Below are 19,927 nucleotides of genomic sequence, written 5' to 3' on the forward strand. Positions count from 1 at the left end.
CCGTCATGGAAACGGCAATCTCGGCGGAGGGCCTCCGCAAGCGGTACGGCGACCACCAGGCGCTCAACGGCATCGACCTGGAGGTGCCGGCCGGCTCAATCCTGGGCGTGCTGGGCCCCAACGGCGCGGGCAAGACCACCACCGTCCGCATCCTCACCACCCTGCTGACCCCGGACGAGGGCCGCGCGACCGTCGCGGGCTTCGACCTGGCCACCCAGCAGAAGCAGATCCGCGCGAACGTCGGCCTCACCGGCCAGTACGCGGCCGTGGACGAGCGGCTCACCGGGCGGGAGAACCTCCAGCTGATCGGCACGCTGCTGCGGCTCGGCCGGCGCGGCGCCCGGGCCCGCGCCGACGAGCTCCTGGAGAAGTTCGACCTGACGGCCGCGGCCGGCCGGATGGCGAAGACCTACTCCGGCGGTATGCGCCGCCGGCTCGACCTCGCCGCGAGCCTGGTCGCCGCTCCGCCGGTGCTCTTCCTGGACGAGCCGACCACGGGCCTGGACCTCACCAGCCGGCTCGCGCTCTGGGGGATGATCAAGGAGCAGGTGCACAACGGCGTCACCGTCCTGCTCACCACCCAGTACCTGGAGGAGGCGGACCAGCTCGCCGACTCGATCGTGGTGATCGACAAGGGCCTGGTCATCGCCGACGGCACCCCGGACGAGCTCAAGCGCAAGGTCGGCGGCGAGCGCCTGGAGGTCACGGTGGCCACCGACGCCGACCTGGCCGCCGCCACCCGGGTCCTGGCCGAACTGTCCTCCGGCGAGCCGACCGTCGACCAGGAGACCCGCACGGTGTCGGTGCCGATGGGCGGCGGGGTGAGCACCATCGCCGCCGCCGCGCTCGGGCTGGAGCGGCTCGGCATCGAGCCGCAGGACTTCGCCGTCCGCCGGTCCTCGCTCGACGACGTCTTCCTCGCCCTCACCGGACAGCCGGGCGCCGCGCCCGCCACGGAACCGACCCCCGCCGGGGACCCGGCGCAGCCCAAGGAGATGCAGGCAGCATGACCGAGGTGTTCAGCGACACGTTCGCGCTCGCCGGCCGCCAGATGCGGCACATCCGGCGGATGCCGGAGCAGCTCCTCGGCATCACCGTGATGCCGGTGGCCTTCGTCCTGGTCTTCGGCTACCTCTTCGGCAGCGCGATGCAGGTGCCCGGCCAGGGCGGCTACAAGGAGTACATCATGGCCGGCATCTTCGCCCAGGTGATGCTGGCCAACCTCACCACCACCGCGGTCGGCGTGGTCGAGGACCTCAACAACGGCCTGGTGGACCGCTTCCGCGCACTCCCCATCTCCCGGTCGTCCGTGCTGCTCGGCCGCACCGTCGCCGACCTCGTGCTGGTCTCCTGGACCTCCGCGGTGATGGCCCTGGTCGGCTACCTGATCGGCTGGCGGGCGCACAACGGCGTCCTGCAGACGCTGGCGGGCTTCGGCCTGCTGCTGCTGATGGGCTTCGTGATGTCCTGGGTGGGCGCCCTGGTGGGGCTCTCGCTGCGCAGCCCGGAGGCGGTGAGCGCGCTCGCCGGCGTGGTGATGATGCCGCTGGCGTTCCTGTCCAACGCCTTCGTCCCGCCGCAGGGCCTGCCCGGCTGGATGCGGGTGATCGTGGAGTGGAACCCGGTGAGCGCCGTGGTCTCCGCCGCCCGCGACCTCTTCGGCAACGAGCGCGGCGAGTCCAGCGGGGCCTTCCCCTCCGAACACCCGGTCCTCGCCGCGGTGCTCGTCCTGGCCGCCCTGCTCGCCGTCGTCATCCCGCTCGCCGGCCGCGCCTACCAGCGCGCCGCCGCCAAGCGCTGACCACGGTCCGCCCGGGAACGACGAAGGCCCTGCTTCCGCCGGCCGGAAGCAGGGCCCTCGTCGTCGGGCGGTGTTCAGCGTCTGTGGCCGGGGCCGATCATCAGGAACAGCACCCGCAGCACCAGCACCGAGCTGACCACCAGCAGGTTGTAGCCGAAGAGTTCGAACAGCCCGAGGCCCTGGCTGAGCATCGGGCCGCCCTCGGTGCGCAGCAGTTGCACCCCGACCAGGCCGATCACCCCGCCGAGGAAGGCGAGCAGGACCTCGTGGACCAGCGAGCGCAGGAACCGCCGGTCCTCCGGGTCGGAGAACATCCGGACGCCGACGGTGAGCTGTCCGCCCTCCACGGCGGAGCCGATCCGCTCGATCCGGCGCGGCAGCCGGCGCAGCATCGGGACCAGCCCGAGCAGTTCCTCGGCCACGGTGCGGCCGAGCGTCTCCGGCTTGAGCTTGCGCAGGTGCTGGGAGACGGCAAAGGAGCGGGCCTCGGTGACGATGTCGAAGCCGGGCACCAGGCGGTCCAGCGAGCCCTCCATGGTGGCCAGGGCGCGGAAGACGGCCGCGATCTCCGGCGGCACGCTGATCCCGTGCCGGGAGACGATCGCGAACAGGTCGGCGAACATCTCCCGGTCGGGCTTGGTGCCGGGCGCGAAGTGGCGGGCGAGGAACTGGCCGACCGCGCGTTCGAGCCGGCGTTCGTCGATGTGCTCGGGGTGCACCACCATCTCCAGCAGCGCGTCGCACAGCCCGCCGGGGTCGCCGCGGTGCAGGGCCAGCACCATGCCGCTCAGAGTGGCGCGCAGCGAGCGGTCGATCCGCCCGACCGAGCCGAAGTCGAGCATGCCGAGCGTGCCGTCGTCGAGCAGCAGCAGGTTGCCGGGGTGCGGGTCGGCGTGGAAGACGCCGCTGGTCATGATCTGGCCGAGCAGGCACTCCAGCATCGCGCCGGCCAGCGCGTGCCGGTCCAGGCCGCGCTCGTCCAGCACCTTGGGGGCGCTGTGCAGCGGAATGCCGGACATCCACTCGGTGACCAGCACCCGCTTGCCGGTGAGGTCCTCGTGCACCTCGGGCACCCGGATCACGGAGTTCCCGCCGGCCTCGGCGATCGCGGCGGCCACCGAGAGCGTGTTGCGGGCCTCGATCCGGAAGTCCAGCTCCTCGTGCACCGAGACCGCGAAGCCCTGGGCGAGGGTGACGGCGCCGACGCTGCGCCCCCACTCGGTGTGCTGTTCCAGCCGTTCGGCGAAGCGGTAGAGGATGTCCAGGTCGTCGACGACGATCTCGCGGGCACCGGGACGCTGCACCTTCACCGCGACCTGCTCCCCGCCGGGCAGCCGGGCCCGGTGGACCTGGGCGATGGAGCCGGCCGCGAACGGCTTCCGGTCGAACTCGGCGAACACCTCGTCCGGCGAGGCGCCCAGCTCCTCGTGGAGGACCCGCTCGACGGCGTCCCAGGGCTCGGGCGTGGCCTGGTCCTGGAGCAGGCCGAGCTCGGTGGTGAACTCGGGCGGCAGCAGGTCGTGCCGGGTGGACATCACCTGGCCCAGCTTGACGAAGGTGACCCCGGCCTCCTCCAGGGCGAGCCGCAACGAGGCCGCCAGGACGGCGCGTTCGGCGGCCGCGTTCGGCCCGCGCCTGGTCCGGCCGGAGAGGAAGCGGCCGAGGCCGTGCCGGACGAATATCCGGCTGAGCCGCCCGTAGCGGCGGGTCCGGGCGACCTGCCGGCGCAGCGAGCCGGGGAACCGCACCAGCCCGCGCATCACGCCGGAGGGCACCAACACCTCGGTGGCCGCCAGGAAGAGCATGGCGGCCACCAGGGAGACCCCGATCTCCAGGGTCAGCAGGGCGACGGGCTGCACGTGGCGCAGCGGGTAGCTGACCAGGGACGCCGCGGCCAGCCCGACCAGGCCGGTGGCGACGGCGCGCCCCTTGCCGAGCCGGACGCCGAGCAGCCGGCGGGCGCCGGAGGCGAGGCCGGTGACGAAGACGGTCAGCGAGAGCGCCGCCAGCAGGACGAGGGCGGCGGCGTTCATGCCTGCCGGCTGCCCGCGGTCCGGCGCCGGCGCGCGGCGTAGTTCAGCGCCACCACGGCGAGCAGCGGCCCCCAGAGCAGCAGCGGCATGTAGAGCCAGCCCATCACGGCCCGGTGGGTGCCCTGGAGGTTGCCGCCGTCGACGCGGTCCCACAGGACGGCCTGGCTGACGGTGAGCGCGGTCATGAACGCCGCCCCGAGCAGGGCGGCGGTGACCGCCGCCCCGGTCCGGACCGGCCGGCCGCCGGCCAGGGGGATCCAGCGCGGCACGACCAGCCCCCAGTCACGGACCAGCCCGAGGGTCATCAGGGCCGCGCCCTCCTGGAGCAGCGAGATGGCCGGCAGGATGAGGTAGCCCGTCCCGGGCAGGCCGTAGTCGCTGCGCAGGACGGCCTCGCTGTACCCGACCGGCACGCCGACGGTCATGGCGAGCCGCCACAGCGTCGACGGCAGGGCGATCAGCGGCACGGCGTGCGCGACCCAGACCGCCCAGCGTGGTGGCGGGGGTGTGTCCGGCAGGACGCCGGGGGCCAGGAGACGGCTGGCTTCGGTGGTCATAGGACACTGCCCATCTGATCGTCAGGTGCACGGCCGGCTGTCCATGCTAGGAAGCTGACCTGGGTGTTTACGGTCCCGTTGTCAGCTTGCTGCCACAATTCCGGCCACCGTCGCACCCGCTGAGGCACTGTCCACTCCTTGCCAGTCGGCCGCGGGACTCCGGGGGGAATTCCGGGCCACTGTCACCATCAGGACAACGGCGTTGAACGGCGGGACTGTTCGGACGAAGACTCGTCGGCAGGGAAATACCCCCGAAATTCGTCGGGGCGCCCCGACGAAAGGAGAAGACCATGACCAAGAAGGTGTACGAGGCTCCGGTATTCGCGGCCGCCGGTTCGTTCACGGTGGACACCGGAATCGGCCTCCCGGTGCTCTGGGACTGGAAGCACGTCGGCGGCTGCTTCTAATTCGCCGGCCGTCCACCCCCTTTCCCAGGAGCCGACCATGCCGGACCACGGCGCACCGTTCTTCTTCGTATTCCCGGACAACGAAGCAGCGTTCGCCGTGGCCCGGCGGCTCCGCCGGGCCCGCCCGGAGCTGTCGGTCGTCGACCACGCCTCCGGCCGGGCCTGGCTCCTGGGCCGCTGGGACGCGGACGGCCTCGCCGTGGTGCGGGCCGGCCGCACGGCGGTCGCGCTGTCCGGCGCCTTCCCGCGGACCGCGGCCGGGGTGCTGGCCGGCCGGGCCTCCCGGCTGCGCGACCCGGCGGACCTCGACGACCTGGCCCTCACCCTGCCCGGCCAGTTCCACCTGCTCGCCTCCGTCGACGGCGAGCTGCGCGCCCAAGGCTCGGCCTACGGCGCCCGCCGGCTCTTCCGGACCCGCACCGGCGGCACCCTGGTGGCCGGCGACCGGGCCGGAGCGCTGGCCCGGCTGGCGGGCCTGGAGCCCGATCCGACCGCGGTCGCGATCCGGCTCATGGGCCTCGTGCCGGCCCCGCTGGACGAGCGCCCGATGTGGCGGGAGGTCACCGCCGTCCCGCCGGGCACCGCCCTGCTGGTCCGGCCCGACGGCTCGCACCGGCACCGCCGCTGGCACCGGGCGCCCGAACCGGACACCCCGCTGGAGCGCGGGGCGCCGTCCGTCCGGGAGGCGCTGCTGGCCGCGGTCGACCTGCGGACCGCCCCCGGCGGGCTGATCAGCTCCGACCTGTCCGGCGGCCTGGACTCGACCTCCGTCTGCTTCCTCGCCGCCCGCGAGCCCCGGCCCGCCCGGCTGATCGCCTGCACCTCCACCGGTGACGAGGCGTTCAACGAGGACGGCCGGTGGGCCCGGTGGGCCGCCGAGGACCTGCCCGGGGTCGAGCACTTCATCCTGCCCGATGACGAACTCCCCAAGTTCTACGAGGGTTTCGCCGACGGCGGGCTGCAGCTGGACGTCCCCGCCCCGGTCGTCGCCTCGCGGCACCGGATCACCGTGCTGGCCTCCCGGATGGCCGAACGCGGCTCCCGGCTCCACCTGACCGGGAACGGCGGCGACAACCTGTTCTTCGGCCTGCCCGGCCACCTGCACGCGCTGGCCGCCCGGCGCCCGTTGGTCGCGCTGCGCAAGCTGAACGGCTTCCGGTCGCTGCGGTCCTGGCCGGTCACGGCCGTCGCCCGCCAGATCGCCGACCGGCGCGGCTACCGCGCGGCGCTGGCCGGCGTCTCCGTCCGGAACACCGCGCTGCGCACCCGCGACCTGAGCACGCCCTCGCTCGGCTGGGTGCGCGCCCCCTCCGTCGCCTCCTGGCTGACCGGGGACTGCCTGGACCTGTTCGAGCGCGAGCTCGCCGCCGCCGTCCCCACCGCGGAGCCGTACGGGCCCACCCCGGGCCGGCACTTCGAGCTCGCCGCCCTGTACCAGCTGGCCCGCGACAACCAGGCGATCGACGACGCCTGCCGCACCGTCGGGATGCCGACGGCCGCACCCTTCCTCGACGACCGGGTGATCGAGGCGGCGTTCTCGGTCCGGGTCGAGGACCGGGTCGACCCCTGGGCCTACAAGCCGCTCCTGGTCCGGGCGATGGACGGGCTGGTGCCGCGGCGTTCGCTCGCCCGCGCCACCAAGGGCGAGGGCACCCAGGACGCCGCCGCCGGCCTGTACCGCCTGCGCACCGAACTGACCGCGCTGTGGGAGGACAGCCGGCTGGCCCGCGCCGGGCTGGTCGACGAGGCCGCCCTGCGCCGGACCTGCGCCGCCGCGAGCTCGCCCGAGCTGCGCGACGAGCGGTTCATCTCCACCCTCTCCGCCGAACTGTGGCTGCGGGCGCTCGACCCGCAGCCCACGGCCGCGACCGCCACGGGAGTCCCCGCATGAAGCTCGTCCACCGTGAGTACCTGAAGATCGCCGAGACCGAGTACGGCGCCGTCCTGCTGGACATGAAGTCGGGCGCCTACTGGGAGCTCAACCCCACCTCCGCGACGATCGTCCGTGCCCTGCTGGACGGCGGCCGGGCCGAGGACGCCACCCGCCGCCTCACCGAGGAGTTCGACGTCGACGCCGAACGCGCGGCCGCCGACGTGGACGGCGTCCTGGCGGCGATGGCCGCGGCGGGCGTGGTGGCGGCGTGAGCGGGCGGCCCGGGCACCCGGGGAGGCCGGCATGAGCTTCACCACCGCCCTGTCCACCGGCGCCCGCCACCCGCTGCGCCGGCGTCTCACCGCCCGCACCACCGTCCTGGCCGCCCGGCTGCTGGCGCGGCTGGCCCCGCACCGGCTGGAGCGGGCCCTGGCGTTCCTGGCCCGCGGCGCCGCCCCGGCCACCGAGGCGCAGGCCACCGCGGCCCGCGAGCTGGTGCTCACCGCCAGCCCGGCGATGCAGGGCCACCGCAGCTGCCTGCCCCGCTCGGTGGCGGTCGCGCTGACCTGCCGGCTCGGCGGCAGCTGGCCGACCTGGTGCGTGGGCACGCTGATGAGCCCGCCGTTCAGCCCCCACGCCTGGGTGGAGGCCGAGGGCAGGCTCATCGGCGAGAAGGGCCGCTACGAGAGCTGGGCGCGGCTGGTCACGGTCGCCGCGCCCGGCCCGTCCGGTCAGCCCGGCCCGTCCGGTCAGCCCGGGCAGGGCCTCACTGGCAGCCGCGCTGCCAGTTCCAGCCGATGAAGGTGTGCCGCAATTCCACGTCGAACCGGCAGGTGGCGGTGCCGTCCGCGGCGAGGTCGACATACGAATGGTGCGCATTGGCGTACCACGCCCCGGTCACGTCGAAAATGCCCTTGTAGGTGAATTCGGCGTGGGCCTCGTTGTGCGAGGCCGTGCAGTCGGCGGTGCAGTCGGAGTTCTTCGTCGCGGACTTCAGCGACCAGCCGGCGTTCCACGGCTCGCGGTTCCACTGCTGGGTGGCGTCGGTGTCCGCGGTGGTGATCCGGGTGCCGTCGGCGGTCCAGGACGAGGTGGTGTACAGGCCGGTCATCCGGATGTTGCAGCAGTCGAACATCTCGTTCCAGCTCTTGAACTGCCGCGCCGCCGGGCCGGCCGCCGCTGCGGCCGCGACGCCCCCGGCGCCCCGGGTGCCCTTGGCCGGGACGAGGACGGCCTCGCCGAACACCGGCTTGCAGTCCGCGCCGATGGTGACCTGCTGCTGCACGGCCGTCCCGGCCGGCGGTGCGGGCAGGACCCCGGTCAGCCGGAGCTCGCCGCAGGACCTCGCCGTCCCCCCGGCGGCGGTGGAGCCGGCCGAGCCGGCGGCGGTGGCCGGAGCGGCCGACAGCGCCAGGGTGCCGGCGGCGAGTACGGCGGCGAATGCGAGGCGATTACGCAATGTCCCATGCCTTCCTGGTGAGTTCCGCCTGGGAGCGTAAGCGGCGTTCTTTCCCGGCTGGCCGGCCCGCAGGAATCTTGGCAGGAAGCTGACATATCTCTGGCCGATCCCCGGAACGGTGTCCCGGTGGCACCTTCATGTCAGCAGGGTTGAACGGCCGTCCGTACCCGCCGGAAGCTGTCGACAGCGCGAACAGACACCTGGAATCCGTAGCGGCCGGGCCGCAGAGGGGGGTTTCCGCATGAGGGCCGGACAGATGTACGACGCCCGGAATCCCGGCGGGCCGGATCTCCCGCCGGAATTGCCGTCGGGCCTGCCGTCGGACCTGCTGCCGTCCGACCTGCTGCTGGACCGGCTCGGCCTGGCCGAACCCGCCTTCGAGGACCGGATGCGCACGGCGCTCGCCGAGGCCGAACAACGGCTGCTCCCCGGCACGGACGAGGGCCCGGACCCGCGGGTCACCGCCATCACCGGACACCTCGTCGAGGCCGGGGGCAAGCGCCTGCGCCCGCTGCTCGTGCTGCTCGGCGCCGAGTTCGGCGATCCCGCGGCGCCCGGCATCGCCCAGGCCGCCGCCATCGCCGAGCTCGTCCACCTCGCCTCGCTCTGCCACGACGACGTGATGGACGGCGCCGACACCCGGCGCGGCCGGCCCAGCCTGCACGCCCGCTGGGGCGAGCGCGCCGCCGTCCTCGGCGGGGACTGGCTGCTCGCCCGGGCCGCCCAGCTCGCCGCCGGCCTCGGCCCCGCCGCCGTCCACCTGAACGCCCAGGCCGCGGGCCGCCTGGTGGCCGGCCAGCTGCGCGAACTCACCGGCCCCGGCCCGGACGTGGACCCGGTCACCCACTACTTCCGGGTGGCGGCCGGCAAGACCGCCGCCCTGCTCGCGATGTCCCTGGGCATCGGCGCCGTCCAGGCCGGCGCGCCGGCCCCCGCCGCGGCCGCGCTCACCGAGTACGGCGAGCAGCTCGGCATCGCCTTCCAGGTCGCCGACGACCTGCTGGACCTGCGCGCGCCCGCCGGGTCCACCGGCAAGGAACGCGGCCGGGACCTGCTGGCCGGCGTCCAGAGCCTGCCGGTCCTGCTTGCCCGCGAGGGCGCCGACCCGGCCGACGCCGAACTGCGCGCGCTGCTCACCGGCGGCGCCGTGTCCGCCGCCGACGCCGCCCGGGCCCTGGAGCTCTTCGAGCGTTCCGGCGCGCTCGCCGAGGCCGGGGCCGTGATGCACCGGCGCCTCGACCGCGCCCGCGCCGCCCTGGACGCGCTGCCCGCCCTCCCGGCCCGCCGCGCCCTCTCCGCCCTCTGCGACCACGTCGCCCTCCGCACCGGCTGAGCCGGCCGAACCCGCCAGGAGCCGCGCCATGACGATGGCCGCACGGGTCGCCGGACCCGGCCGGATCCGCCAGGACGTCCACCACGGCCCGGCCGCCACCGGGGCGCCGCACGCCGGGGGCGGGCCGGTCTCCCGGGAGCGGGTCGAAGCGTTCCCCGACGGGGGCGGCCCCCCGGCCCGGGAGCGCGTCGAACCGCTCCCCGGTGAGGGCGACCCCCCGGCCCGGGAGGGAGCGGGCAGCGCGCCCGGCACCCTCGCACCCGCGCTGGCGGGCCCGCTGGCCCCCACCCTGTTCCGGGTGATCGCCGGCAACCCCGGACCGGAGGAACTCGCCGCCATCGCCGCCCTGCTGAGCGTCCGCGCCGCGGCCGCCCGGCCGGCCCCGGCACCGGCCTCGGCACCGACATCCGCGCCGCCCGCCCGCTGGGAGCGCAGCGCCCGGCGCCCGGCCGCCTCCTGGGCCTCGCCGCCCTGACCCGGCGCTGGCAGTTTGCTGCCGACCTCGTTGCGGGCCCGGCCCGGGCCGACCCAGGGTGATGAAGAGGCCGTGGCCATTCCGGATACGGGCGCGGTCGGGCAAGGAAGGGGCAGCAGCCGTGCTTCAGGTGGTGTTCCGCATCCTGGGGCCGCTGGACATCAGCGCCGACGGCCGGCCGATCGCCCTCCAGGGCGCCCGCCAGCGGACCGTCATGTCGATGCTGCTGCTGTCACCCGGCCGGGTGGTCTCCGTCGACACCCTCGCCGACGCCGTCTGGCACGGCAACCCGCCGGCCACCGCCCGCAACCAGATCGCCATCTGCGTCTCCGGCCTGCGCAAGACCCTCAAGACGGCCATCGGCATCGACGACCTGATCGTCACCAGCCACCCCGGCTACCTGCTCCACCCCGGCGAACACCGCATCGACGCGGTCGAGTTCGAGGAGCGGGCCGCCGAGGGCCGGGAGGCCGCCCGGCGCGGCCGGATCGAGGAGGCCCAGGACCACTTCGAGAACGCCCTCGCGATGTGGCGCGGTCCCGCCCTCGACGGCATCACCACCGAACGCGTCGAGGCCGAGGCGGCCCGGCTGACCGAGCTCCGCCTCGACGTGTACGAGCAGCTCACCGCGCTGCGCCTGGAGGCCGGCCGGCACCGCGAACTCATCGGCGAGCTCACCGGTTTCGTCCGCGAGAACCCGCTGCGCGAGCAGGCCCTCGCCCAGCTGATGCTGGCCCACTACCGCTCCGGCCGGCGCGCCGAGGCCCTGGAGACCTACCGCGACGGCGCCCGGCTGCTCGCCGACGAACTCGGCATCGACCCCGGCCCGGCCCTCCAGGAGCTCCACGAGGACGTCCTCAACGACTCCCCCGGGCTGAGCCTGCCGGTCGCCCCCGCCGCCGCCCCGGCCCTCGCCGTGCCCGCCCACCTGCCGCCGGTCCCGGCCGCGTTCACCGGGCGCCACCAGGAACTCGCCGCCCTCGACCGGCTGCTGGACCACCAGGGCGGCGCCTCGCTGCCGGTCGGCTCGATCATCGGCACCGGCGGCGTCGGCAAGACCGCCCTCGCCGTCCACTGGTCCCACCAGGTCGCCGCCCGCTTCCCCGACGGCCAGCTCTTCGCCGACCTGCGCGGCTACGACGAGGAGGAGGAACCGCGCCGGCCCGGCGCCGTCCTGGACCGCTTCCTGCGCGCCCTCGGCGTCCCCGGCCCGCAGATCCCCGCCGACCGGGTCGAACGCACCGCGCTGTTCCGCAGCGTCCTGTACGACCGGCGGGTCCTGATCGTGCTCGACAACGCCCGCTCCTACGAGCAGATCCGCCCGCTGCTGCCCGGCAGTTCCGGCTGCTGCGTCCTGGTCACCAGCCGGGACAGCCTGAGCAGCCGGCTCGCCGGCGACTACGCGCTCGTCCCGCTGCACCTGGCCTCACTCGGCCAGGACGAGGCGATCGCGCTGCTCTCCCGGGTCGCCGGCGGCGACCGCTTCGCCGCCGACCCGGCCGGCGCCGCGCGGCTCAGCGAACTCTGCGACCGGCTCCCGCTCGCCCTGCGGATCGCGGCCGCCCGGCTCGCCGCCAAACCGCACTGGACGGTCCGCACCCTGGTCTCCCGGCTGGAGGGCCAGCACCGCCGGCTGGACGAGCTCAGCCCCGACGCCCGCGGCGTCCGGGCCGGCTTCCGGCTGAGCTACCGCGACCTGCCCGCCGACACCGCCCGGATGTTCCGGCTGCTCGGCTCGCTCAACGTCACCGAGTTCTCCGCCTGGGCCGGCGCCGCCCTGCTCGACATCGACCCGGTCGACGCCGAGGACCTCATCGAGCAGCTCGTCGACGCCCAGCTGCTGGAACCGCTCAGCGCCAGCACCGGCCACGTCCGCTACCGGTTCCAGGACCTTCTCCGCCTCTTCGCTCGCGAGTGCGCGCTTGCCGAGGACGGAGAAGGCGACCTGAGGACGGCCCTGCGGCGCGCCTACGGGGTGTGGCTCGGGCTGGCCCGCACGGCGCACCGCCGCCTCTACGGCGGCGACTACACCGTCGTGCCCGGCTCCGCGGCGCCGCACCCGCTGCCCGACCACCTCACCGAGACCCTGCTCGAAGACCCGATGGAGTGGTTCGAGGCCGAGCGGAACGCGATCAGCGGGCTGGTCCAGCAGGCCGCCCGCGAGGACGCGTCCGAGTACGCCTGGGACCTGGTGATGACCACGGTCACGATCTACCAGAACCGCAACTACCTGGAGGACTGGCGCGAGGGCGCCGAAGCGGCCCTGGCCGCCGCCCGCCGCACCGGGGACCGGCTGGGCGAGGCCGCGATGCTGCACTCGCTCGGCACCCTGGAGATCGTCCAGTACGAGCACGACAGCGCCCACGAGCGGCTCGGCCTGGCCCTCCGTCTGTTCGAGGAGCAGGGCCAGGACCAGGGCCGCGCCCTCGTCCTGCGCAACCTGGCGCTGTGCGAACGCCAGCGCGGCGACCTGGACGGGGCCGTGGAGACCGGGCGCCGCTCGCTGGAGATCTTCCGCAAGGTCGGCGACCGCTACGCCGAGGCCCATGTGCTGGGCCTGCTGGCGCAGATCGAACTGGAGCGCGGGGACGCGCAGGCGAGCCTGGTGCTGTCGTCGGAGGCGGTGGCCCGGAGCCGGGGGCTCGGCACGGTCCGGGGCGAGGCGCAGAGCACCGTCCGGCTCGCGGAAGCGCTGATCCGCCGGGGGGACGGGGTCCGCGCGGAGGAGGCCTGCCGGCGGGCCCTGGAGCTGGTGCTCGGAAGCAACGACCGCCGGGGCGAGACGCACGTGCTGCGGGCCCTCGGCGAGGCGTTGTGGTGCCAGGGGCGCCACGAGGAGGCGGAACCGGTCCTGGGCCGGGCGATCGACGCCGCCGAGGCGGTGCAGGACGCCTTCCTCCAGGCGCGGGCGACGGCCGTGCTCGGCTGCGTCCGGGCGCTGCTGGCGGACCGGGCCGGCGCGGCGGCGGCGCTCGGCCGGGCGGCGGAGCTGTTCGCCGAGGTCGGCGCCGGGGCGTGGCGGGAGCGGGTGGACCGGCTCCTGGTGGCGATCGCGGACGGCGGACCGGCCGACTCGCAGCGGTTGTTCGAGCTCGTCCAGCCCTGACGGCCGCCCGTCCGGCGGTGCGGCTCAGGTCCACGGGTCGTCGATCCGCAGCGCGTCGGCGGTCCGCGCCGAGGCCACGGCACCGGCCGCGACCGCACCGGCCGGTGCCCGGTCCGCGAACACGTCACCCTGGCTCGCCGCCACCGCACCGAGCGCCGCGAGCGTCAGGGCCGCGGCCGCCGTGAGCTTCGCCAGCGGGGCGACCACGGCGGTGCGGGCGGACGTGCGGGCGGTGGTGCGGGCGGAGAGAAGGATGCTGTTCACGGTGGCCTCCAGGACCTTCGCCGTCCGCCTGGCCGGTTGCCCTGCGGTACGTCACGAACGCTACGGAGCCCGCGTTTTGGGCCGCTTTCAAAGTCGTTTCGCCGCCCCGAAATCGATCCGAGAGCCAGGAGGAACCGCAGGTCAATAGCGTTTCGCGCAGCTCGGTCCGCGGGTGGCCGCGGGCTGCGGAGACGGTTGGGGGCCGGCATGGACTTCAGGATCCTCGGACCGGTGTCGGCCGAGGCCGACGGCCGGCCGGTCGGCCTCGACGGCGCCAAGCAGCGCACCGCGCTCGCCGCGCTCCTGCTCGCCGAGGGCCGGCTGGTCACCGACGAGCGGCTGACCACCCTGCTCTGGGGCTGGGAGCCGCCGGCCACCAGCACCAACCAGCTCTACACCTACGTCTCCCGGCTGCGCACCCGGCTCGGCCTGGCGCACGGCCTGCAGCGCCACGGCGCCGGCTACCGGATGGACCTCTCCGGCGCCGGCCTGGACTGGGACCGCTTCCGCGAGCTCGCCGCCGCCGGCCGCGCCGCCCTGCTCGCCGCCCGGTACGACGAGGCCGAACGCCGGCTCGCCGACGCGCTCGCGCTCTGGCGCGGCCCGGCGCTCGGCGACGTCACCGAGCACCTCGCCGACGCCGAGGGCCCGCGGCTCACCGAGGCCCGGCTGGCCGCCGTCGAGCAGCACGCCGAGGCCGCCCTCGCCCTCGGCCGGCACGACGACCTCGTCCCCGCGCTCACCCGGCACGTCACCGGCCACCCCGCCCGGGAGCACGCCCGCGGGCAACTGATGACCGCGCTGTACCGCTGCGGCCGCCAGGCCGATGCGCTCGCACTGTACGAGGACGGGCGGCGGCTCCTCGCCGAGGAGCTGGGCATCGACCCGGGCCCCGGACTGCGCGCGCTGCACCAGGAGATCCTCACCGGCACCCTGGCCGGGCCGGCCGCGCCGGAGCGGACCCTGGCGGTGCTCGCGCCGGCGGCCGGGGCCGCTTCAGCACCTCCCGAGGACGGGCCGTCCGTTCCCGGCCGGGGCCCGGCTGCGCCGGCTCCGGCCCCGGCGCTCGTCCCCGCCCTGCTCCCCGCCGCCCCGCCCGACTTCACCGGCCGGGAGGAACAGGCCCGGCACGTCCTGGACGCCCTGCGCGAGGGCCGCGACGTCACCGTCACCGGCGCCCCCGGCACCGGCAAGTCCGCCCTCGCCCTGCACACCGCCGAACGGGCCCGGCCCGCCTTCCCCGACGGCCAGCTCTACGCCGACCTCCGCGCCCCCGACGGCACCCCGCGCGACCCCGGGCAGGTCCTCGGCTGGTTCCTGCGCTCCCTCGGCACCGCCCCCGGGCACATCCCCGCCGGCCGGGAGGAGCGCACCCAGCTGTACCGCACCCTGCTGGCCGGCCGCCGCCTGCTGATCGTCCTGGACAACGCCGCCGACGACACCCAGGTCCGCCCGCTGCTCCCCGGCGGCGGCGCCACCCGCACCCTGGTCACCGGCGTCCGCCCCGCCCTGGCCACCCTCGAAGGCGCCCTGCTGCTCCGGCTCGGCCCGCTCGCCCCCGCCGAGGCCGCCCGGCTGCTCGCCCGGATCGCCGGCCCCGAACGGCTGGCCGCCGACCCGGAGTCCGTGGCCCGGATCGCCGAGTACTGCGACCGCCTCCCGCTCGCCCTGCGGATCGCCGCCGCCCGCCTCGCCGACCGTCCGCACTGGCTCCCGGCCCGCCTCGCCGACCGGCTCGCCGCCCCGGACCGCCGGCTGGCCGAGCTGCGCATCGGCAGCCTCGACCTCGCCGCCGCGCTGCGCCCCGCCCTGGCCGCCCTCGACGGGCCCGCGACGGCCGCCCTGTCCGTCCTGGCCGAGGCCGGTCTCGCGGTCCTCACCGCACCGGACGCGGCGGCGCTGCTCGACCTGCCCCTCCCGGACGCGGAGGACGTCCTGGAGCAGCTGGCCGACGCCCGCCTGCTGGAACCGCGCCCCGCCGGCGACGCGTTCGCGGACTACCGCCTGCTGCCGCTGGTCGGGCTGGCCGGGCGCGGCCTGGTGCCGGTGGGCTGACCCTCCGACGGGCGCCCTGCTTCCCCGCTTCTTTGTTTCCCCGCTCCGCCGCTGTGCGGCCCCGGACCGCCCCGGCCCGGTGGCGGCCCGCCTCCGCACCGGGCCGCCACCGGGTCCGTCCCGCTTCCCGCACCCGCCTCATCCGCACCCGCCGGCGTGCCCCTCGTCCAGCCCGTAGGTGGCGACGTAGCCGTTCTCGGCGGTCCCCGGCGTGGCCAGCCCGCTCAGCGCGTCGACGTAGTCCGCCAGCAGGCCGGTCCAGGCCGTTCCGTCGTCCTGCAGCAGCAGTTCCTGCTCCATCGCCGCCGACCGCTCGATCCGGGTCAGCACGTCCAGCGGGTGCTCCACGCGGACTTTCTCGGACATGATTCCTCCTGTGGTGACCGGGCCCCTTTCCGGGCCCCGCACCAACAGACTGGAACCGCCCCCTGTATTCGCCCTCCGCCGTTTCCTGCACCGGCGGTACAGAACGCGTACAGCTCCGCCGTACACCCCTGCGGCAGCCTCCCGTCATGACCACCGACGCAGAACCGCCCACCCCGCTCGGCCGCATTCTGATCGCGGGCGGCACCCTGACCGCCTGGATCGCCGCCGTCCGGCTGGCCTCGGCCCTCCGGGGCACCGTCCGCGTCACGGTCGTGGCACCCGCCGGCCCCGTCCGGCCGACGTCCCCGCAGGTCACCGCCCTCTCCCCGGCCTTCCGGGACGCCCTCTTCGACCGCCTCGGCACGCCGGAGAGCACCTGGATGCGGGCCTGCTCGGCGTCCTTCAACGCGGCGACGAAATTCGCCGGCTGGCGCCCCGACCCGGTCTACCTCCCCGATGCCGCGACGCCCCCCGACTGCGAGGGATTCCCGCTCACCGATTTCTGGCAGCTACGCCGCCGGACCGGCCGGACGACCGAACCGGTCGACCACGCCTGTTTCGTCGTCCCGCCCCTGCTGGACGCCGGGAAATCCCCCCGCTGGCTCGACGGCCGGGCGGCATTCCCGTACGGCTGGCACGCGGATTCCGGCCTGCTGGCGGAATTCCTGCGCCGCACGGCGGTCGACACCTGCGGCGTCCGGGTCCGGACCGCGGAGATCCTCGGCGCCGACCGCGACGACGCCGGCCTGATCACCGCCCTGCACACCACCGGCGGGCGCGAGGAGGCCGACCTCTTCCTGGACTGCACCGGCCCCGCCGCCCGCCTGATGTCCGGCCTGCTCGGCGAGCCCTTCGTCCCGGCGGCCGGCCACGCACCCGCCGACCGGACGGCCACCGTCACCGTCCCGCACGACACCGCCCGCCTCGGCATCGAGCCGTACACCACGGTCACCGCCCTCCCCGAGGGCATGCTCTGGCGCCGCCCGCTCCCCGGCCGCTGCGACGCCGCCCTCGCCTACGCGAGTACCCGGACCACGCCGGACGAGGTCGCAGGCGTCCTGCTCCGCGCCGTCGGCCTCCCCGGGACCGACGCCGCCCGCCGCACCGTCACCCACACCGCCTTCACCCCGGGCCGGCTCCGCCGCAGCTGGGCCGGGAACTGCCTGGCCCTCGGCGCCGCCGCCGGCTCCGCCGACCCGCTCGCCGAGGACCACGCCACCACCCTCGACCTCCTCGACCGGCTGCTCCGGGACCTCCCCTCCCGCACCGCCCCGGAAGCCCCCGCCGCCCGCTTCGACGCGGCCGCCGCCGCCCACCACGACCGCGCCCTGGACCTGGCCCGGCTCCGCCACGCCACCTCACCCGCCGGACAGACCGACCCGGCCGCCCTCCCCGCCCGCCTCCGGTCCGTCCTCCGCGCCCACGCGGCCGGACTCGCCCCCGCCCCCGGGGAGCTCCCGCTGCGCACCCTGCTGACCGTCCTCACCCCCCACACCGCCGCCCCGCCCGCGGCCCTGGCCCACCACCCGCACGCCGTCCGCGCCGCCGAGGACGCCTTCACCCGGATCAGGCGCCACCAGCGCACCCTCCTGGAGACCCTCCCTCCGGCGCACAGCTACCTCGCCCACCTCACGGCACCCGCCGCCGCCCCCGGCCGGGCCCACGCCCCCGCCTGAGCCGACGCGGCCCCGCCACCACGACCACGACCACTACCGCCACCGCCGCTACCGCGCCGACACGGCGTCAACCCCGGTGAAACAGAACAGCCCAGGCCGGACACCCGGCCTGGGCTGTGCACGTGGGCCGCCAGGGGCTCGAACCCTGAACCTACGGATTAAAAGATCAAGCCCGATCGTGCCCCGCACAGCTGTCATCGCTCACTACGCGCTACTTCTGCAGGCTGGCATGTTGTGGCGAACCGCTTAATCCGCCTGTGAGGTGGCTCTGCCGCACGGTCCGCTCACGCATAGCTCACGCACTGGCAGCGGGCCCAGACTCCTGAAGCCACCGATGACGCGGCCGGGCGAAGGGCCTGACGCTCCCTCCGCGGTTCTGGTCCGAGTTCGGGATCAGATCTGGACCACATGGACGTCCTGGGCGTCCAACGCCTTCAGGTATGCCGTGAGGTCATCCGGGTCACTGGTGAAAACAACAGCGCTGCCGTGTCGGGCCGCAGTCAGCGCGACCAAGGCATCCACGGCGTCCGGACGCTTCTTCGGAGGCAACTCGGCCACAGCAAGCGCGCTACCGATGCGCTGCCACTCCGCCAGATCCGGCCCGGTCGCACACATGATGCAAACCGTCTGTCCAGCGGCAGTGGGGCGCATCGCCGGGGCCGAGCTGCGCGCCTGCGGCACCGTGCAGTCCTTGAGGACCGCGGCCATCGCGTGCACGGTGGCGGGACTGGGCCGCCAAACCTGGGCCAGCACCGGCCCGAGCACGACCGCGCGATGCGGTGCATCCTTGAGGCCGGCGTGCAGACGTACCGCCTTGACTTTGCGGTCAGCGAGCGCGATCAGCATGCCGGTGTCGTAGACCGGCACCCGCGCGGTCACGCGGCGTTGCCTGGGCGGGCAGCCGGAGCATCCGCGCCATAGACAAGCTCCATGGCCTCCGCGACCTCCCGACGCTCCTCCTCCGTAAGATCGTCATCGGCGACCTCCGGCAGCGGAGGCAGTTCGGCGGCCTCCGCCTCCGCCGCGGCGATCACCGCGTCGATCCGGGCAAACTGCGCCTCAGCGGCTTCCACCTCGGCCATCTGCCGGGTAGCGGCGTTGACGAGGTAGGCCGAGACATCCAGACCCGCGCGCTCGGCATGCTCCCGAATGCGCTCGGCATGATCGCGGTCGAGGCTGATACTGATCCTGGTCTTGGCCATGCAGTCAGTGTATGACGCGTATTACGACCTGCCAAGCGCCTTCCGCCCGCCGATCGCCACCAAGGCCCGTTTCCTCAACTCCAGCTCCGCGGACTCACTCGTCGCCGACCGAAAGCGACTGCCCGGCCCCGGCAGAACGCGGCCACTCGCTACAGAGCCTCGGTGTCAACCGTCGGGGCTACTCCACGCTCTCCGCGACAAGGCCGAGGAACCGCATATCCTCCCCACTCCCATGCCACCAATGGCCGCTCCTCTGACCGCATGTCAGTACAGGCGCTCACGCATGTGCCGCCAAGAGCACAGCAGCACCCCGAGCCAAAGAATCAGCCGGGGTGCTGCGTTGCAGGTCGAAGGCGGTGTGACCGCCACATTCCAGGTGGGCCGCCAGGGGCTCGAACCCTGAACCTACGGATTAAAAGTCCGCAGCTCTGCCAATTGAGCTAGCGGCCCGTGGCCCGTCCCGTGCGAGGCGGGCCACGGCGATCCTACCCGGTGGGGCCCAGGGCTCCGCCAGTGGATTGCGGGGGCGCGCCGGGGGTCCCGGGGGCGGCCGGAGCGGCTGCTCAGCGGGCAGCCGGGGCGGCGGGCGAAGTGTCGGCCGGGGCGGCGGGCGGGGTGTAGTGGGCGGCGCGGACGCGGCGCAGCCAGGCCTCGGCCGGCCGCGGGTCGGGGTCCTCGGGAAGGGCACCGGGCCGGGCGAAGCGTTCGGCGGCGGCCGCGAGCAGGGGTTCGGCGGTGGCGGGGTGGTCCGCGATGCGCTCGCCGAGCTCGCGGATCCGGCCGGGGTCGGGCAGCCGGACGACGTTCTCGCCGGTCTCGTGGAGCCGGACGCCCTGTTCCACCAGCCGGACCAGGTGCCGGCCGTGCTTGGCGGCCCGGCGCCGGGTGGCCGGGTCGGTGGTGTCCCGGGTGAGCAGCTTGCGGAACTGCTGGTCGGCGTAGCCGAGATAGGAGTTGCGGACGGCCTTCGCGCTCAGGAAGGACGTCCGGATCGCGATCAGCTCCTCGCCCAGCGGGCTGCGGGTCTCGTACAGGTCGTCCGGCAGCCAGGCCAGTTCGGAGGCGGTCGGGTTGCAGCCGAGTGCCAGCCGGCACCACTTCGCCGCCTCGTGCAGCGTCACGTCCGGTCCGGTGGTGACGTGCGACTCGGCCGGGCGGTGCAGACCGTGGAAGTCCTCGGTCGGGGCGGCGAAGAGGCCCAGCCGGTCGATGTCGGAGCCGGCGTGCGCGAACCCGTACGCGGTCGAGCCGACGACGCCCGAGAGCAGGACTGTGCCGGGGGTGGGGCTCATGACGGTCTCCTTCGTCCGGGCGGCGGGG

19 protein-coding genes and 1 tRNA gene are annotated in these 19,927 nt (G+C 75.0%); 11 read left to right on the top strand and 9 right to left on the bottom strand.

The window, feature by feature from the left end:
- The first annotated feature begins 5 nt into the window (after positions 1-5).
- Positions 6-1,010, top strand: a complete 1,005-nt coding sequence (locus ABZ885_RS00015; RefSeq protein ID WP_360181094.1) for an ATP-binding cassette domain-containing protein — start codon at positions 6-8, stop codon at positions 1,008-1,010.
- Positions 1,007-1,801 carry an ABC transporter permease gene (locus ABZ885_RS00020; RefSeq protein ID WP_360181097.1) on the top strand — a complete coding sequence of 265 codons (795 nt, stop codon included), beginning with the start codon at positions 1,007-1,009 and terminating at the stop codon, positions 1,799-1,801. Before ABZ885_RS00015 ends, ABZ885_RS00020 begins: the two co-directional genes overlap by 4 nt.
- A 74-nt stretch (positions 1,802-1,875) precedes the next feature.
- Here the strand turns inward: ABZ885_RS00020 and ABZ885_RS00025 are convergent, their stop codons facing one another.
- Together ABZ885_RS00025 and ABZ885_RS00030 are read right to left on the bottom strand one after the other, a co-directional pair.
- Positions 1,876-3,834, bottom strand: a complete 1,959-nt coding sequence (locus ABZ885_RS00025) for an AarF/UbiB family protein (RefSeq protein ID WP_360181099.1) — start codon at positions 3,832-3,834, stop codon at positions 1,876-1,878.
- Positions 3,831-4,391, bottom strand: coding sequence for a hypothetical protein (locus tag ABZ885_RS00030; RefSeq protein ID WP_360181102.1), 561 nt, complete (start codon positions 4,389-4,391; stop codon positions 3,831-3,833). Before ABZ885_RS00030 ends, ABZ885_RS00025 begins: the two co-directional genes overlap by 4 nt.
- A 290-nt stretch (positions 4,392-4,681) precedes the next feature.
- Here ABZ885_RS00030 and ABZ885_RS00035 point away from each other — a divergent pair, with 290 nt between their 5' ends.
- From ABZ885_RS00035 to ABZ885_RS00050, 4 genes are read left to right on the top strand one after another with little or no spacing between them, the layout of a single operon-like run.
- Positions 4,682-4,798, top strand: a complete 117-nt coding sequence (locus tag ABZ885_RS00035) for a keywimysin-related RiPP (RefSeq protein ID WP_360181105.1) — start codon at positions 4,682-4,684, stop codon at positions 4,796-4,798.
- Positions 4,799-4,835: 37 nt separating this feature from the next.
- The gene (locus tag ABZ885_RS00040) at positions 4,836-6,689 is read left to right on the top strand and encodes an asparagine synthase-related protein (protein WP_360181108.1); all 1,854 of its coding nucleotides are present in this window, start codon (positions 4,836-4,838) and stop codon (positions 6,687-6,689) included.
- Positions 6,686-6,943, top strand: a complete 258-nt coding sequence (locus ABZ885_RS00045) for a lasso peptide biosynthesis PqqD family chaperone (RefSeq protein WP_360181111.1) — start codon at positions 6,686-6,688, stop codon at positions 6,941-6,943. Before ABZ885_RS00040 ends, ABZ885_RS00045 begins: the two co-directional genes overlap by 4 nt.
- Before the next feature lie 31 nt (positions 6,944-6,974).
- On the top strand, positions 6,975-7,472 hold the full coding sequence (locus tag ABZ885_RS00050) for a lasso peptide biosynthesis B2 protein (RefSeq protein ID WP_360181114.1): 498 nt from the start codon (positions 6,975-6,977) through the stop codon (positions 7,470-7,472).
- On the opposite strand, the gene ABZ885_RS00055 is transcribed toward ABZ885_RS00050, so the two are convergent.
- Positions 7,438-8,130, bottom strand: coding sequence for a hypothetical protein (locus ABZ885_RS00055; RefSeq protein WP_360181117.1), 693 nt, complete (start codon positions 8,128-8,130; stop codon positions 7,438-7,440). The genes ABZ885_RS00050 and ABZ885_RS00055 overlap by 35 nt on opposite strands.
- A 241-nt stretch (positions 8,131-8,371) precedes the next feature.
- Between ABZ885_RS00055 and ABZ885_RS00060 the strand changes: the two genes are divergently transcribed.
- The 3 genes from ABZ885_RS00060 (at position 8,372) to ABZ885_RS00070 (ending at position 13,044) form a co-directional block, all read left to right on the top strand.
- Positions 8,372-9,463, top strand: a complete 1,092-nt coding sequence (locus ABZ885_RS00060; RefSeq protein ID WP_360181120.1) for a polyprenyl synthetase family protein — start codon at positions 8,372-8,374, stop codon at positions 9,461-9,463.
- Between the two features lie 28 nt (positions 9,464-9,491).
- A complete protein-coding gene (locus ABZ885_RS00065) occupies positions 9,492-9,938 on the top strand; it encodes an acyl-CoA carboxylase epsilon subunit (protein ID WP_360181123.1) in 447 nt (148 codons plus the stop codon).
- Positions 9,939-10,059: 121 nt separating this feature from the next.
- A complete protein-coding gene (locus ABZ885_RS00070) occupies positions 10,060-13,044 on the top strand; it encodes a BTAD domain-containing putative transcriptional regulator (RefSeq protein WP_360181126.1) in 2,985 nt (994 codons plus the stop codon).
- A 24-nt stretch (positions 13,045-13,068) separates the two neighbouring features.
- Here the strand turns inward: ABZ885_RS00070 and ABZ885_RS00075 are convergent, their stop codons facing one another.
- Positions 13,069-13,308, bottom strand: coding sequence for a hypothetical protein (locus tag ABZ885_RS00075; RefSeq protein ID WP_360181129.1), 240 nt, complete (start codon positions 13,306-13,308; stop codon positions 13,069-13,071).
- Positions 13,309-13,515: 207 nt separating this feature from the next.
- On the opposite strand from ABZ885_RS00075, the gene ABZ885_RS00080 reads away from it, so the two are divergent.
- Positions 13,516-15,363, top strand: a complete 1,848-nt coding sequence (locus ABZ885_RS00080; protein WP_360181132.1) for a BTAD domain-containing putative transcriptional regulator — start codon at positions 13,516-13,518, stop codon at positions 15,361-15,363.
- Positions 15,364-15,501: 138 nt separating this feature from the next.
- Here the strand turns inward: ABZ885_RS00080 and ABZ885_RS00085 are convergent, their stop codons facing one another.
- A complete protein-coding gene (locus ABZ885_RS00085) occupies positions 15,502-15,729 on the bottom strand; it encodes a DUF6269 family protein (RefSeq protein WP_360181135.1) in 228 nt (75 codons plus the stop codon).
- Positions 15,730-15,875: 146 nt separating this feature from the next.
- Here ABZ885_RS00085 and ABZ885_RS00090 point away from each other — a divergent pair, with 146 nt between their 5' ends.
- Positions 15,876-17,405, top strand: a complete 1,530-nt coding sequence (locus ABZ885_RS00090; protein ID WP_360181138.1) for a tryptophan 7-halogenase — start codon at positions 15,876-15,878, stop codon at positions 17,403-17,405.
- Positions 17,406-17,798: 393 nt separating this feature from the next.
- Here the strand turns inward: ABZ885_RS00090 and ABZ885_RS00095 are convergent, their stop codons facing one another.
- The 4 genes from ABZ885_RS00095 to ABZ885_RS00110 all read right to left on the bottom strand — a co-directional run bounded on the left by ABZ885_RS00095 (position 17,799) and on the right by ABZ885_RS00110 (position 19,899).
- Positions 17,799-18,284: a hypothetical protein gene (locus ABZ885_RS00095; RefSeq protein WP_360181141.1), complete on the bottom strand. Its 486-nt coding sequence runs from the start codon at positions 18,282-18,284 to the stop codon at positions 17,799-17,801.
- Positions 18,281-18,607: a ribbon-helix-helix protein, CopG family gene (locus tag ABZ885_RS00100; RefSeq protein ID WP_360181143.1), complete on the bottom strand. Its 327-nt coding sequence runs from the start codon at positions 18,605-18,607 to the stop codon at positions 18,281-18,283. Before ABZ885_RS00100 ends, ABZ885_RS00095 begins: the two co-directional genes overlap by 4 nt.
- A gap of 377 nt (positions 18,608-18,984) precedes the next feature.
- Positions 18,985-19,057 (bottom strand) — tRNA-Lys (locus ABZ885_RS00105).
- A gap of 113 nt (positions 19,058-19,170) precedes the next feature.
- Positions 19,171-19,899 carry a nucleotidyltransferase domain-containing protein gene (locus tag ABZ885_RS00110; RefSeq protein ID WP_360181146.1) on the bottom strand — a complete coding sequence of 243 codons (729 nt, stop codon included), beginning with the start codon at positions 19,897-19,899 and terminating at the stop codon, positions 19,171-19,173.
- Between the last annotated feature and the right edge of the window lie 28 nt (positions 19,900-19,927).

This window comes from Kitasatospora sp. NPDC047058 (genome assembly GCF_040643935.1).
Classification (GTDB): domain Bacteria; phylum Actinomycetota; class Actinomycetes; order Streptomycetales; family Streptomycetaceae; genus Kitasatospora.